General features: G+C 31.6%; 12 protein-coding genes. 4 read left to right on the top strand and 8 right to left on the bottom strand.

What is annotated here, in order from left to right:
• Positions 1 to 20: 20 nt before the first annotated feature.
• Positions 21 to 2,408, bottom strand: coding sequence for a heavy metal translocating P-type ATPase metal-binding domain-containing protein (locus RT99_RS07915; RefSeq protein WP_042564195.1), 2,388 nt, complete (start codon positions 2,406 to 2,408; stop codon positions 21 to 23).
• Between the two features lie 203 nt (positions 2,409 to 2,611).
• On the opposite strand from RT99_RS07915, the gene RT99_RS07910 reads away from it, so the two are divergent.
• Positions 2,612 to 3,292: a Crp/Fnr family transcriptional regulator gene (locus RT99_RS07910; RefSeq protein ID WP_042564194.1), complete on the top strand. Its 681-nt coding sequence runs from the start codon at positions 2,612 to 2,614 to the stop codon at positions 3,290 to 3,292.
• On the opposite strand, the gene mazG is transcribed toward RT99_RS07910, so the two are convergent.
• The 3 genes from mazG to def form a co-directional block, all read right to left on the bottom strand.
• On the bottom strand, positions 3,293 to 4,063 hold the full coding sequence (gene mazG, locus RT99_RS07905; RefSeq protein ID WP_042564193.1) for a nucleoside triphosphate pyrophosphohydrolase: 771 nt from the start codon (positions 4,061 to 4,063) through the stop codon (positions 3,293 to 3,295). It abuts the gene before it with no gap.
• A 99-nt stretch (positions 4,064 to 4,162) separates the two neighbouring features.
• Positions 4,163 to 4,648 carry a DUF5606 domain-containing protein gene (locus RT99_RS07900; RefSeq protein ID WP_042564192.1) on the bottom strand — a complete coding sequence of 162 codons (486 nt, stop codon included), beginning with the start codon at positions 4,646 to 4,648 and terminating at the stop codon, positions 4,163 to 4,165.
• Positions 4,649 to 4,712: 64 nt separating this feature from the next.
• On the bottom strand, positions 4,713 to 5,303 hold the full coding sequence (def, locus tag RT99_RS07895) for a peptide deformylase (RefSeq protein WP_042564191.1): 591 nt from the start codon (positions 5,301 to 5,303) through the stop codon (positions 4,713 to 4,715).
• A gap of 198 nt (positions 5,304 to 5,501) precedes the next feature.
• Between def and RT99_RS07890 the strand changes: the two genes are divergently transcribed.
• Positions 5,502 to 7,724: an FUSC family membrane protein gene (locus RT99_RS07890; protein ID WP_042564574.1), complete on the top strand. Its 2,223-nt coding sequence runs from the start codon at positions 5,502 to 5,504 to the stop codon at positions 7,722 to 7,724.
• A 40-nt stretch (positions 7,725 to 7,764) separates the two neighbouring features.
• Here RT99_RS07890 and RT99_RS07885 read toward each other — a convergent pair whose 3' ends face one another.
• Both RT99_RS07885 and ruvX read right to left on the bottom strand, forming a co-directional pair.
• Positions 7,765 to 9,261, bottom strand: a complete 1,497-nt coding sequence (locus RT99_RS07885; protein WP_042564190.1) for a malate:quinone oxidoreductase — start codon at positions 9,259 to 9,261, stop codon at positions 7,765 to 7,767.
• A gap of 123 nt (positions 9,262 to 9,384) precedes the next feature.
• Entirely contained in the window at positions 9,385 to 9,801 is a 417-nt protein-coding gene (gene ruvX, locus RT99_RS07880; RefSeq protein WP_042564573.1) for a Holliday junction resolvase RuvX, read from the bottom strand.
• A 247-nt stretch (positions 9,802 to 10,048) separates the two neighbouring features.
• Between ruvX and RT99_RS07875 the strand changes: the two genes are divergently transcribed.
• Positions 10,049 to 11,917 carry an LTA synthase family protein gene (locus RT99_RS07875; protein ID WP_042564189.1) on the top strand — a complete coding sequence of 623 codons (1,869 nt, stop codon included), beginning with the start codon at positions 10,049 to 10,051 and terminating at the stop codon, positions 11,915 to 11,917.
• A 104-nt stretch (positions 11,918 to 12,021) separates the two neighbouring features.
• Here RT99_RS07875 and RT99_RS07870 read toward each other — a convergent pair whose 3' ends face one another.
• On the bottom strand, positions 12,022 to 12,657 hold the full coding sequence (locus RT99_RS07870) for a PAS domain-containing protein (RefSeq protein ID WP_042564188.1): 636 nt from the start codon (positions 12,655 to 12,657) through the stop codon (positions 12,022 to 12,024).
• A 275-nt stretch (positions 12,658 to 12,932) separates the two neighbouring features.
• Between RT99_RS07870 and RT99_RS07865 the strand changes: the two genes are divergently transcribed.
• Positions 12,933 to 13,748, top strand: coding sequence for a 2,3,4,5-tetrahydropyridine-2,6-dicarboxylate N-succinyltransferase (locus RT99_RS07865; RefSeq protein ID WP_042564572.1), 816 nt, complete (start codon positions 12,933 to 12,935; stop codon positions 13,746 to 13,748).
• Between the two features lie 72 nt (positions 13,749 to 13,820).
• On the opposite strand, the gene RT99_RS07860 is transcribed toward RT99_RS07865, so the two are convergent.
• Positions 13,821 to 14,573 carry a glycosyltransferase family 2 protein gene (locus tag RT99_RS07860; RefSeq protein WP_042564187.1) on the bottom strand — a complete coding sequence of 251 codons (753 nt, stop codon included), beginning with the start codon at positions 14,571 to 14,573 and terminating at the stop codon, positions 13,821 to 13,823.
• Between the last annotated feature and the right edge of the window lie 61 nt (positions 14,574 to 14,634).

Below are 14,634 nucleotides of genomic sequence, written 5' to 3'. Positions count from 1 at the left end.
TACCTTATTATTATTTATAATTATTTTAAATTACTATTACTGAAATAGTTAGACATAAAAGTCACAAAACTTACAATCGTAATTGTACTTAATGGCATAATAATAGCCGCGACTAAAGGAAGTAAATTGCCAGTAACGGCAAAAGATAAACCAAGAACGTTGTACAGCAATGACAAAGTAAAACTCATCTTGATTATTGAAATTGATTTATGCGATAATTTCAGGAAATAATCGAGTCGCGAAAATTCGCCTGCATCTAATATTGCATCACAAGCCGGAGAAAAAACATTGACATTTTCTGAAATAGAAATTCCAACATTACTTTGCGCCAAAGCACCGGCATCATTTAAACCATCGCCAACCATCATCACGTTCTGTCCCTTTTCCTGAAGTTTCTTGATAAAATCAAGTTTCTGCTCTGGTTTTTGGTTAAAAATCAGCTCTGTATTTTTAGGCAAAATGGCTTCGAGATTTTCTCTTTCTCCATCATTATCACCTGATAATACTTTGATTTGATATGTTTTACTAAGTTCTAAAAACAACTCTTGCAGACCTTCCCTATATTGGTTTTTAAACACAAACCTGCCATAATAAACATTATCAATTTTAATATGAAGTGAAGTTTTTTCAATTTCTGATGTATCTGAAACCGAATTCCTAACAAATTCAGCAGAACCAATCTGAATTTGTTTATTCTGGATTATTGCCTGGATTCCTTTTCCGGTTATTTCCTGAAAATCATCTGTTTTAATTTTCTTTGTTTCCGGTAAGAAATCATATAACATTCTGCTTAAAGGATGGTTTGAAGCCCGAAGTACATTTTTGATAAGCACATTATTTTCTTCAGAAATTAAATCTCCTTCATATGTAATATTGGCTTTTTTATTTGTTGTAATTGTTCCTGTTTTATCAAAAACTATCGTGTCAACTTTTGCCAATTGTTCGATTACCAGAGCATTTTTCAGGTAAAATTTTCGCTTTCCTAAAATTCTCAGAATATTTCCAAAAGTAAATGGCGCCGTAAGAGCCAATGCACAAGGGCATGCTACAATAAGTACCGCAGTAAAAACATTAAAAGCTATATTGGCATCAATAAATATCCAATAACCAAAACCTGCAAAAGCAATTAATAATAATATTGGTGTAAAATATCGGCTAATAACATCTGTAATGGTTTTATGTTTTTGATCTACATTTTTTTGAAAGATTTCATTACTCCACAATTGTGTCAGGTAACTTTGTGAAACCGAATGCAAAACTTCCATTTCGATAATTTTTCCAATTTGCTTTCCTCCTGCAAATATTTTATCTCCCGATTTTTTAGTTATCGGAACTTCTTCTCCTGTTACAAAACTATAATCGATCTCGGCTTTTTCACTAATCAAAATTCCATCAACGGGAATTAATTCCTGATTTCTGATTAATAAACGATTACCTTTTAAAATATCATATATAGGAACGCTTTCTTCAGAAATATCCTGATTAATTCTGGTAACTGCAATAGGAAAATAGGATTTAAAATCTCTTTCGAAACTTAAAAAGCTATAGGTTTTAATTTGAAACATCTTTCCGAGCAGCATGAAGAAAACCAAACCTGTTAAGCTGTCAAAAAAGCCAGGACCATAATCCATAATCATATCAAAAGTACTTCGGATAAACATGACAATAATCCCTAAAGCGATAGGAATATCAATGTTTAACATTTTAGCTTTAATACTTTTATAGGCAGAAACATAATAACCACTTGCGGAATATAAGAAACTAGGCAATGACAGAATAAAGATTAAAGCTCTAAAGAAAGGTTTATAATTGTCGAGCCAAAACTCTTTTATTTCAAAATATTCAGGAAATGACAGCAACATTATATTTCCGAAGCAAAAAAAAGCAACTCCTAATTTATAAGTAAGCGTTCTGTCAATATTACTTTTTCCTGTTTCGTAATTTTCTAAACTAATATAAGGCTCATACCCTATTGAACTTAGCAAATACACAATTGTTTTAAGAGAAACAATTTCTGAGTTATAGGTAATTCGAACTCGTTTTTCGGGAAAATTAACCTGAGAAATACTTATTCCTGACTGTAATCGGTTTAGGTTTTCAAGAATCCAAATACAAGAACTACAATGAATGTGAGGGATGTTTAATGACGCAATGGCTGTGTTTCCTTCTTGAAATTCGAGGACTTTTGATAAGATGGCTTCATTATCAAGGAAATCATATTTGCCCTGAATATCTTGTGGAGTAGCGCCAGGGGATTTTTCAAAATCATAATAGCAGGTTAAATCATTAAGACTAAAAATTTCGTAAACTGTTTTACAGCCATTACAACAAAACTTTTTTTCATCAAAATTGATTTCTTCATTTTTATCTATGGTCAAGCCACAATGAAAACAACCTTGCTCGTTCATAATTTGTTTTTTTTAACTTATGCAAAGTTTATAAATTGCAAAAGACTATAAATATGACATTTATCATAGTTTAATAAATTATGATTCTAATTTAGTAAAATAAAAAAGGCAAATTACTGCCGTACATTTTTTATTATTTTTTTTATCGAATAATTATGTAATTAGATACTAATATTGGTTAATTTTGCATAAAATTTCTTGTCATGAGTAAATGTGACCAATGTATCGTACGCCAGCTTACTTCTTTACAAGCCTTAAATAAAGATGAAGTCATTAAACTTGCCAATAGCAAAACTACTTATATCATTAAAAAAGGAGATGCTATTTTTGAGGAAGGTGAAGTAACCAATGGTGTTTTTTGTGTTAAGGATGGAGTTGGAAAACTTTCAAAGCTGAGCGCCAACGGAAAAGACCAAATTATAAAACTCGTTAAATCTGGAGAACTTTTAGGGCAGCGTTCTATGATTAGTAACGAACCTGCTAATTTAACTGCAAAAGCTGTTGCTGATATGGAAGTTTGTTTTATTCCAAAATCTGAAATCATTGGCTTTTTTAATAACAATAATCAGTTTTCTATGAAGTTGATGCAATCTGTTTGTGAGGATTTGAAAGAATCTGAAAACGATAAAATTGCATTGGTACAAAAAACCGTAAAACAAAGATTGGCAGAAACATTGCTTTATTTACATGATTTTTATGGAGAAAACGCTGATAAAACATTAAAAATACAACTTACCAGAGAAGAATTAGCCGGTATGATTGGAACTGCTACTGAAAGCTGTATTCGTTTATTATCTGATTTTAATAAATTAGAATTGATAGAATTGGTTGGTAAAAAAATTGTTCTTAAAAATGTAAAAGCATTAAAAAAAATAGCTGAATAATCAGAGTTTTTTAGCTTCATTCCAAAAAACATCCATTTCTGCAAGTGTCATATCCATTAAAGGTTTTCCTAATTCACCTGCTTTACTTTCAAGGTATTGAAAACGTTTCATAAACTTTTTATTTGTTCGCTCTAAAGCATCTTCAGGATTTACATTTAAAAATCGGGCATAATTAATCATGGAGAATAATACGTCTCCAAATTCAGCCTCTATTTTATCCTGATCGCCAGCGGTAACTTCTGCTTGCAATTCTTGTAGTTCTTCCTGAACTTTATCCCAAACCTGATGCGGTTCTTCCCAATCAAAACCTACACCTTTTACTTTATCCTGAATTCGGCTCGCTTTTACAAGTGCAGGCAAACTTCTTGGAACTCCTTCTAAAACAGATTTTTTACCTTCCTTTAGTTTTAGTTTTTCCCAGTTTTGTTTGACTTCTTCTTCATCTTTTACAACCGTATCACTATAAATATGTGGATGGCGATGAATTAGTTTTTCGCAAATTTCATTACAGACATCTGCAATATCAAAATCATTGGTTTCTGAGCCTATTTTTGCATAAAAAACGATATGCAGCAATAAATCTCCCAATTCTTTTTTTACTTCATTTAAGTCATTGTCCAAAATGGCATCTCCTAATTCATAAGTCTCTTCAATTGTCAGATGTCTAAGGGTTTGCAAAGTCTGCTTTTTATCCCAAGGGCATTGTTCGCGCAACTCGTCCATAATAATTAATAATCTCTCGAAAGCCTGAAGTTGAAGTTCTTTACTCATTTTGATGTTTTTTTGGGTTGTAAACCTAATATTGTAAAAGTAAAAAATCCTGTTAAGAAAACTCTTAACAGGACTAGTATATTTAATTGAAGATATTTACTATTCTTCTTTTTTTGCTTTTGCTTTTTTTGCAGCCGGAGCTTTCTTTGGTTTTTCTTCAGCAACTGGAGCTTTTTCAGCAGTTTCAGCGGGAGCCGGAGCTAAATCTGTAACTAAACCTTTTGCCTGAAGTGTATTATACCAGTTTAATACTTTTTTAATATCTGAAGGATAAACTCTTTCTTCATCAAAATCCGGTAAAATCTCTTTAAAGTAAGCTGTTAATGCAGCATTATCTTCTTTGTGCGAAATCGCTTGGCCATTTTTCTCTTTCTTCGCAATAATTTGCATTACTTCTGTTAAAGGTTTTTCTCCTTCGTAAGTGTAAATTGAGATCTCAGATAGTAAGCTTACATTACTTTTTAAGTTTACTGTAATTTTTTTTCCGTCAATTAATGATTCTGCCACAAAACCTGTACGAGTTTGCACTTTCAATACATATAAACCAGGTTTCCCTGAAATGGCTAAAATTTTCTCTAAATTCATGTTTATTAAAATTAGTATTAAGAATTTCTTTTTTGTTTAATGTTCTTCGCTAAGAACATCGTTTTTATCTTCCTTTTTTTGCCGCTGCAAACTTCATTCTATATTCCTGAAAAGTTTTACCTTCAGTAATATTTTTCAATTTCTTTTGAATCAAACGCTTTTTCAAAGAAGATATTTTATCTGTAAACAAAACACCTTCAATATGATCGTATTCGTGTTGAATAACTCTTGCAATCAATCCGTCAAAAACTTCGGTTTTCATTACAAAATCTTCCTCACAATATTCAATTGTAACAGTTGGTTTTCTGTAAACATCTTCACGAACATCCGGTATACTTAAACAGCCTTCGTTAAAACTCCACTCCTCACCTTCTTCTTTAACAATTTTAGCATTGATAAAAGTTTTCTTGAAACCTTTAAGCTCTTTTTGCTCTTTTGTCGATACATCTTCATCATCGCTAAAAGGCGTCGTATCAATAACAAACAAACGAATCGCTATACCAACCTGGGGTGCAGCCAGACCTACGCCATAAGCGTTGTACATGGTCTCGTACATGTTTGCTATTGTTTCTTTTAAACCGGGATAATCTGGCGTAATTGCCTCACCCACTTTTCTTAAAACAGGATCACCATATCCTACAATTGGTAAAATCATTACTATTAATTTAAGTATTATCTACTGAAAAACGTTGAAATTTATTCTTATAATTCAGTTTGCAAAAATAGTAAAAAATAGTCAATGAATAATTGTAAACACAGATTAATCTCATTTTTGCTTTATGCTCAAAAACTCATCCATAATTGTGCCAAAGTTATTCGTACAATTCTTACCTTTGCTAGTAAACCTGATTATATGTACGAACGTATCACAAAATTCACCAACAGCACTTCTTTTTTAAATGCTTCAAAAGTAACTATTGCTTCTGTTGTTCCTGTTTTAATTTTGAACTTTCTGGGATATTTCGAACTTGGTTTTACCATTGCTTTAGGCGCATTTTTTACGTATCCAAGTGATATTCCGAGTACTTTAAAGCATAAAATCAAAGGACTGATTGTTGCATCTTTTATTGTTTCTGGTGTTAATTTATTGGTCAATTTTGCTTATCCGTATCCGTTTTTATTTTATCCTTTTTTAGCCATATTACTTTTTTTATGTTCGATGATTTCTGTTTACGGGCAAAGAGCAACTTTAGTATCTTTTTCTGCTTTACTTTCTATTTCGTTATCATTTGGACATTTACATCAGGGTTGGGAAGCTATTGAATATGCTGGTCTTATTTTTATTGGAGGTATTTTATATCTAATAGTATCACTTGTTTTTCATTTTGTACAACCTTATAAATATGTTGAATTGCAAATTGCCGAGGGCATTAAATTAACGGCAAAATATTTAAAATTAAGAGGTGATTTATGGAGTCCTGAAGCTAAAAGAACGGCCATTATTGAAAAACAATTAGCGCTTCAGGTAGAATTAAATTTAATCAATGAAGATTTAAGAAAGGTACTTATTGGAAATCAAAATACATCTGCAGCCACGAGCCAGAACAGAAAAATGCTACTTGTTTTTATCACTCTGATCGAAATTCAGGAACTGGCATTATACACCTCATTTGATCATAGTAAACTTCATGAAAAATTTGACAAGCATCCGGAAGTTTTACGCACCTATCAGAATGTCGCTTATAAACTGGCTTCAACCTTAAAAAAACTTTCTAAAAACGTACATCATATTGCCGTTTATGTTGACAAATCTGATTTAAAAAATGAACTTGACGCACTTGAATTTGCCATTTTTGATTATGAAAAAACATTAGGCAAAGAAGAAGCTGCAGAAGGTGTTTTAATGTTAACCAACATGCTTAAATATGCAAAAAATCAAGTTGGAAAAATCAAGACTATTCAAAGGGCATTTTCGCTCGCGATGCAATCTTATAAACTAAAAGACAAGGATAAAGAACTTGAAAAATTCCTTACGCCTCAATATTACCCATTTCGGACATTGGTAGAAAATATGAGTTTTTCATCTTCAATTTTCAGGCATTCTTTACGGTTAACTATTACTATTTTGATAGGTTTTATTGTTGGAAAATTTCTTCCTTTTCAAAATGTTTACTGGATTTTGCTGACTATCGTTGTAATTATGCGACCTGGTTATGGCTTAACAAAAGAAAGATCTTATAATCGAATTTTCGGAACAATTTTAGGAGGATTACTCGCTTTCGGAATTGTTTCATTGGTTCAGAATCATGTTGCACTGAGTATTTTTTCTATTGTTTGTATGCTACTCGGAATTTCATTTACACAAATCAATTATAAAATAAGTGCCACTTTTGTAACTATGTATGTGGTTTTTATTTACGGAATTCTAACACCAAATGTTGTTGAAGTTATTCAGTTCAGGATATTAGATTCGCTTACAGGAGCTGTTTTAGCCTTTTTGGCCAATCAGTTTTTATGGCCGGCATGGGAATTTATAAATACACCAATACATATTGAAAATTCTATACGTTCTAATAGAAATTACTTAAAAGAAATTGCTGATTTCTATAATAAAAAAGGAGAAGTTCCTACTTCTTACAGATTAGCCAGAAAACATGCCTTTGTTGAAATTGGAAATTTAATGACTTCATTTCAACGTATGATGCAAGAGCCAAAATCAAAACAAAAAACAATGCCTTTGGTGAACAAATTGGTAGTTTTAAATCATTCTCTGCTTTCTGCATTGGCTTCTTTATCAACTTATATTCAATCGCACCAGACAACTTCTGCCTCAGAATCGTTTAATTATATCATAAAGTCCATTTTATCAAATCTTGATCATTCGATTTCAATTTTAAAAAATGAAACTATTGTAACGGATACTTTTTTTGATAAAGAAGATGTGACTTTGCAATTTGAAGAACTAAAACGTATCAACTTTAATCGTTTGGCTACAGATGATGAACTAGATAAAGAAACGCGTCAGGCTAAAATGCAGGAAGCCTCTATGGTTATCGAACAATTAATCTGGATGAGCAATCTTGCAGAGAAAATTTTGAAAAACACGAAAGATCTTAAAACAACAAATCCAGATTAATTCATCTGGATTTGTTGTTTATATAAGGATTTAAAATATCTTAATTATTCAATTTTAAAACTTCTGCGGTATGTTTTCTAATTTCTTCCAGAAGCTCTGGCTTATCATTTAATGTTCTTCCGTAAGAAGGAATCATATTTTTCATTTTAGCTTCCCATTCCGGTGTTTTAATTTGATTGGTAAAACATCTGCTAATTAAGTCAATCATAATCGAAACTGCTGTTGAAGCTCCCGGAGAAGCTCCTAATAAAACGGCTAAAGTTCCATCATGCGTATTAATTACTTCTGTTCCAAATTCTAAAACTCCACCTTCTTTTTCGTCTTTTTTAATAACCTGAACACGTTGTCCTGCTCTTTCCAGCACCCAGTCTTTAGAACGTGCTGTTGGTAAATACTCGCGAAGCGCATTCATTCTGTCTTTTGGAGACTGACGAACCTGCTCTATTAAATATTTTGTCAAAGGTATATTGTGATATCCCGCTGATAACATCGGAATTAAATTGTTGGCTTTTATAGATAACGGTAAATCAAGATACGATCCGTTTTTTAGGAAACGTGTTGAAAATCCTGCGAAAGGCCCAAAAAGCAATGCTTTTTCACCATCGATTACACGTGTATCGATATGCGGAACAGACATTGGCGGAGCACCAACACTTGCTTTTCCGTATACTTTTGCCTGATGTTTTGCAATAACTTCCGGATTGGTACATTTCAACCATTGCCCGCTTACCGGAAAACCGCCGTAACCATTTCCTTCGGGAACATTTGCTTTTTCTAACAATGGTAATGAACCTCCTCCTGCTCCAATAAAAACGAATTTGGTATATGCTTTTCTTGTATTTCCTGTGCTTAAATCCGTAATTTTAATTCTCCACGATTTATCTTCACGTTGTCTTAATTTTTTAACTTCATGGTTAAAGTGCAAGGAAACTCCATCCAGTTTTTCTAAATAATTAAACATACTTCTGGTTAAGGCTCCAAAATTAACATCAGTACCAATAGCCATATGTGTAGCAGCCAATTTTTCATTAGCTTCTCTTCCTTCCATTACAAGTGGCATCCATTGTTTTAATTGCTCAAAATCAGTACTAAATGTCATTTGAGAAAAAATTGGATTGCTTTGTAAAGCTTCAAATCTCTTTTTAAGATATTCTACATTTTTATCTCCCCAGACAAAACTCATATGGGGAACACTTTTTATAAAATTATCAGGAGACGGAACTTTGTTTTGCTGTACTAAGTACGCCCAGAATTGACGTGAAACCTCAAATGATTCTGCTATACTTATTGCTTTTTTAGGGTCAATACTTCCATCAGCTTTTTCGGGAGTGTAATTTAATTCACAAAAAGCAGAATGTCCTGTTCCTGCATTATTCCAGGCATCAGAGCTTTCGGCAGCAGCGACATCTAGTCTTTCGTAAATTTCAATTTTTATATCAGGTTGCAGCTCTTTCAAAATTAATCCGAGAGTTGCGCTCATAATTCCAGCTCCAATAAGCACTACTTCACTATTGGAACGTATTGTATTGTCAGGCATAACAGTAATTTATTTTTAAAGTGCAAAGGTAATTTTTATAATTGCAAAAAAAAACTAAAATAGCATGATAAAAGTTATGTTTTTCTAAAAATTAAAACATCATAAGATTATGATTAAAAAAAACTAAAATCGTTTTGAAGAAAGGTAATCCTGAAGCATTATTGTGGCAGAGATTTCATCAATTAAACCTTTGTCCTGACGTTTCTTTTTGCTCAGGCCGCTATCTATCATCGTTTGAAACGCCATTTTTGAAGTAAAGCGCTCGTCTACACGAACAACTTTCATATCCGGAAAAATATTCGAAAAATGAGTTACAAATCCTTTTACTATTGAAGCACTTTCTGAAGGCTGACCGTTCATTTGTTTTGGTTCTCCAATTAAAACAGCTTCGACTTTTTCTTTTGCAAAATAATCTTTCAGAAAATCAATTACAGTATTAGTTGGAATCGTAGTTAAACCCGACGCTATTATTTGCATTTCGTCAGTAACGGCAATTCCTGTTCGTTTTTGTCCGTAGTCTATAGAGAGAATTCTTGGCATTTTGTAGTTTTTATCATCTTCTTTATTATACAAAGATAAACTATTTTATTTTTCAAATTTTCTGCAGTCATACAAAATCTGAGACAGCGAGAAAATATCCTATTCTGTTATAAACATGCTGTTTCATGCCTTTCTCACAGGAAGAACTAAGTTTCTTTTGTGTGAAATTTTATAGCATAAAAGTAGCTTCCTCAAATAATTGAAAATTTGGTAAATAATCTACAGCTATTTCCACATTATATTTCACATGACTAATTACAAAAAAAGTGCTTTTTTATTTCTTCAAAGATTTATCCTAATAGTTCTAACTTACCAATTCAGCAGACTTTTATTTTACTTCATTAACATTGAATTATTTGATCGTTTTACACTTCAAAATTTTGTTGGCGGCCTTTTATTTGATCTTGCTGCGATTAGTTATATTAATATTCCGTTCCTGATTGCCCATTTAATTCCCGGCAATTTTAAATATAATAATTTGTATCAAAAGATTCTAAAAATCACTTTTTATGTAGTCAATCTTATTTTTATTTCAACAAATTTCATAGACATCATTTATTACCGATTTACCGGCAGAAGAAGTACTTTCGGAATGATTACAGCAAAAGGAATGAAACAGGAAATTCCGGGTTTGCTTCCTTCTTTTTTAAGAGAGTTTTGGTACATCGGCATCATTTTTCTTATCCTGAGTTTCTTATTGTGGAAATTAATTCCCAGCCTGAATGATACTATAATTCTTAAAAAAATAACCAAAAAAAATTACTTAAAAAAATCAGTATTTATCTGTTTTTCAATTATTATAATTGTTATTATTGGCCGTGGAGGTTTACAAAAAAAACCTATAAAAATTGTTGACGGCATAAAATACGGTAATCTCAATAATGCGGGATTGGTTTTAAATACGCCGTTTACGATTTTAAAAACGTTAACCAAAAAAGAAGACATTGAGAAAGTTAATTATTTTAGTTCCGAAAAATTAAAATCAATTTACGATCCTGTTATTTCAACAAAACCAAAACATTCTGCAACTAAAAAAAATGTAGTAATTCTTATTTTAGAAAGCTTTGGTAATGAAAACATTAATCGCGGTCAAACTCCTTTTTTAGATTCTTTAATTACCAAATCATATTATTTTAAAAACGGATTTGCAAACGGTAAAATTTCTATTGATGCCGTCCCTTCCATTCTTTCAAGCATTCCGAGTTTAATGAATAATTCATTTATTACGTCTGGGTATTCTTTAAATAAAACAAACAGTCTTTCTGAAATTTTAAAAAGACAAGGTTATAAAACTTCTTTTTTTCATGGGGCGTTTAACGGAAGCCAAAACTTCGATCAATATACAACCGTTGCGGGTTTTGACGAATATTATGGAAAAGATCAATATATAGGTAAACCCGCTTTTGATGGAAAATGGGGCGTTTTTGACGAGGAGTTCCTGCAATTTTTCGCGTCAAAATTAAGCTCTTTTAAGCAACCTTTTTTTAGTTCGTTATTTAGTATTTCTTCACACAATCCTTATATTATTCCCGAAAAATACAAAGGAAAATTTCCGAAGGGAACAACCGTAATTCAGGAAAGCATTGCCTACACCGATTTTGCTTTGCGTGAATTTTTTAAGACTGCCAAAAAGCAAAATTGGTACAACAATACACTTTTTGTTATTACCGCAGATCATACATCATCTGGTGGAGACACAGATATTGACAAAACAAATATTGGAAAATTCAGAATTCCGATCCTATTTTTTGATCCTTCAAATCCAAAATTTGTTGGTATTAATGAAAAAAACTTTCAGCAAGTTGATATTATGCCCAGTATTATTGACTATCTAAATATCAAAACCAAAATGGTCAGCTTTGGAAAAAGTTATAAATCAAAAGAAAATTTTGTGGTTTACTATCTCCAGGGAACTTATCACTGTATTAAAGATGACTATTATCTTGCTTTTGCAAATAATCAGACTATTGGTTTGTATAATTGGAAAAAGGACATTTTATTAAAAAACAATTTAATGAATCAGGAAACGTTAAGAACTAAAGAATTAGAGAATTTTTTAAAAGCGTATATTCAAACCTTTAACGAAAAAGTAATAGAAAACAAATTGAGTATTTAATAAAACTTAAAGCACAAAAAAATCCGCTTTGAAAACTCAAAACGGATCCTTTTTTCAAATAGTTAAAACCTAAAATTTAAATATCCAAACCTAAAAATCAATATTTATCTATTAAATAAACGTTTAAAAAAACCTCTTTCTTCTTCCTCTTCTTCAATATGCTGTTCTTCATACTGAGCAAATTTTGCATGACCTTTTTCGTGTTCAAAAATCAGCTCTTTTATATATTCTACATAACTTTTCTTTTTTTCTTCCAGAAAACCAATTAAATATTTTTCGCTAAATTCTACTCCGCTTGCTGCTTCAATTTGCAGTAGTTTTTTATACAATGGCTCAATATGCAAAGCAACAACTTCCTGAGGCACAGCTTGTCTTCTTGCAAAATAATTTACAATTACATCATTTTCATCACACGAAATCTCAAAATCGGTAATTACCCAATAATATCTTCCAGATTTGGCTAAGTTTTTTACAATTGCATGAAAGTTTTTTCCATTTTTTAAATTTTCCCAAAGCACTTTAAAAATCACTTTTGGCATATCCGGATGGCGTATAATATTGTGTGGCTGACCCATTAATTCATAATCTTCGTACCCCGAAACATCGACAAATACTTCATTGGCGTATTCTATAATACCAAATGCATTTGTTTTACTCATAATAACCTGAGTTTTGTCCCACGAAACTTCTTTATCAATAATAATTCGCTGTTGTCTCTGAAGTTGATTTTCCTGATTCATATATATGTAAATTTGTTTCTGGATTGGCATTTGATAATTCATTTGATGTTTGAATTATGCGGCGAAATTAAGTTGAAGGAAAATCACAAAACCTGACTTATGTCATATTTTGATATTAAAAAAACTTTTAGAGTTTGTTTCTGATTTTTATTAAGCTGAATCAAATCGCAATATTTATCAAATTAAAAACAAAAAGTTACATCTGTAACATTTTCAAAGGTTTTTACTTTTTTGCTTTTACCCAAATACGCTATCTTTGCAAAAAATTAAAACTTATGAATTCTTTACAGACTATAATTGAACAAGCTTGGGAAAACAGAGCTTTATTACAAGAAACAGCAACAACTGATGCTATTAGAGAAGTTATTGAATTGGTTGATGCAGGAAAATTACGTTGTGCTGAACCAGTTGGTGACAAATGGCAGGTAAACGAATGGGTAAAAAAGGCTGTTGTAATGTATTTTCCAATTCAAAAGATGGAAACATGGGAATCTGGTATTTTTGAATATCACGATAAAATGTTGCTAAAAAGAAATTATGCTGAAAAAGGAATTCGTGTAGTACCAAATGCTGTTGCACGTTACGGAGCTTACATTTCAAGCGGTGTGATTTTGATGCCAAGTTATGTAAATATTGGCGCATATGTAGACGAAGGAACTATGGTTGATACCTGGGCTACTGTTGGTAGTTGTGCACAAATTGGTAAAAATGTACACTTAAGTGGCGGAGTTGGAATTGGTGGAGTTTTAGAACCTCTACAGGCCGCTCCGGTAATTATTGAAGATGGTGCTTTTATTGGTTCTCGTTGTATTGTTGTAGAAGGTGTGCATGTTGGTAAAGAAGCTGTTCTTGGTGCCAATGTTTGCTTAACTGCTTCAACTAAAATTATAGATGTAACTGGTAAGGAACCTGTTGAAATGAAAGGTTTTGTGCCTGCGCGTTCTGTTGTAATTCCTGGAAGCTACACTAAAAAATTCGCTGCCGGAGAATTTCAAGTACCATGTGCTTTGATTATTGGTACTCGTAAACCATCTACAGATTTAAAAACTTCATTAAACAATGCACTTCGTGAATACGATGTTGCTGTATAGATTTTAAATAAAATAAATCACAATTTCTAAATTCCAAATTCCAATCGTAACAGATTTGGAATTTGGAATTTTTTATTTAGAATTTCTTTTTTGAAGTTTCAAAAGCTTAGCATATTTCATATAAGAGAAAAAACTTTGAATCATTGCTATTGATAATCCTTCAATTCCATTAAAGATACCTTTCTTAAAAAAATAACAGCGTATAAAAGCAACCGTTCCATTCAAAACCGGTTTAAAAGCATTTATTCTTTTTCCCTGATCAAATAACTGCTGTGCATGCCAGCCGGAATATTGATTCTTTTTTGCAATGATTTGATCTAAAGAATCCCATCCATAATGTAAAATATGTACTGCTACTTTTTTCTCATTTTGAGTTACAATTTTTTGATGTACTATTGAATCTGAGGGATGCGCACTTTTTTTGTTAAAAAAACGAACTTTCTGATCCGGATACCAACCGGAGAAATCAATAAGCTTATCTGCCATAAAGTTTTTTACCCTAAAACTAAAAGCATCATGATTTCCTTCTAAATACTTTTTCTCCTTTATAAATTCTTTAGCATCTTTATCTAGAAATTCATCTGCATCCAGATTTAAAATCCAATCGTTTTTACAATATGGCAAACCGTGTGTTCTTTGTGGTCCATCTCCTAAAAAAGCCTGTTGAATAACTTTTGCACCTTTATTTTGAGCTATTTCAACTGTTCGATCCTTGCTAAATGAATCAACAATTATTACTTCTTCACAAACTTTTAATAAAGAATCTATACATTTTCCTATATTCTTTTCTTCATTAAACGTAATTACCAAACCACTAATTTTCATTACAAATATTTATTTATAAGTACAAAAATAGAAATTTTACTTACTTTTATCAATTAAAATA

It is taken from the genome of Flavobacterium sp. MEB061, from assembly GCF_000834715.1.
Classification (GTDB): Bacteria; Bacteroidota; Bacteroidia; order Flavobacteriales; family Flavobacteriaceae; genus Flavobacterium; species Flavobacterium pectinovorum.
This window is presented reverse-complemented; position numbering and strand designations above follow the sequence as displayed.

Bases quoted from the DNA above. Each gene is read 5' to 3' on its own strand.
- RT99_RS07870 (WP_042564188.1), bottom strand. From the start codon at position 12,657: ATGAATCAGGAAAATCAACTTCAGAGACAACAGCGAATTATTATTGAT.
- RT99_RS07885 (WP_042564190.1), bottom strand. From the start codon at position 9,261: ATGCCTGACAATACAATACGTTCCAATAGTGAAGTAGTGCTTATTGGA.
- RT99_RS07865 (WP_042564572.1), top strand. From the start codon at position 12,933: ATGAATTCTTTACAGACTATAATTGAACAAGCTTGGGAAAACAGAGCT.
- RT99_RS07875 (WP_042564189.1), top strand. From the start codon at position 10,049: ATGACTAATTACAAAAAAAGTGCTTTTTTATTTCTTCAAAGATTTATC.
- RT99_RS07890 (WP_042564574.1), top strand. From the start codon at position 5,502: ATGTACGAACGTATCACAAAATTCACCAACAGCACTTCTTTTTTAAAT.
- mazG (WP_042564193.1), bottom strand. From the start codon at position 4,063: ATGAGTAAAGAACTTCAACTTCAGGCTTTCGAGAGATTATTAATTATT.
- def (WP_042564191.1), bottom strand. From the start codon at position 5,303: ATGATTTTACCAATTGTAGGATATGGTGATCCTGTTTTAAGAAAAGTG.
- RT99_RS07915 (WP_042564195.1), bottom strand. From the start codon at position 2,408: ATGAACGAGCAAGGTTGTTTTCATTGTGGCTTGACCATAGATAAAAAT.
- RT99_RS07900 (WP_042564192.1), bottom strand. From the start codon at position 4,648: ATGAATTTAGAGAAAATTTTAGCCATTTCAGGGAAACCTGGTTTATAT.
- RT99_RS07910 (WP_042564194.1), top strand. From the start codon at position 2,612: ATGAGTAAATGTGACCAATGTATCGTACGCCAGCTTACTTCTTTACAA.
- RT99_RS07860 (WP_042564187.1), bottom strand. From the start codon at position 14,573: ATGAAAATTAGTGGTTTGGTAATTACGTTTAATGAAGAAAAGAATATA.
- ruvX (WP_042564573.1), bottom strand. From the start codon at position 9,801: ATGCCAAGAATTCTCTCTATAGACTACGGACAAAAACGAACAGGAATT.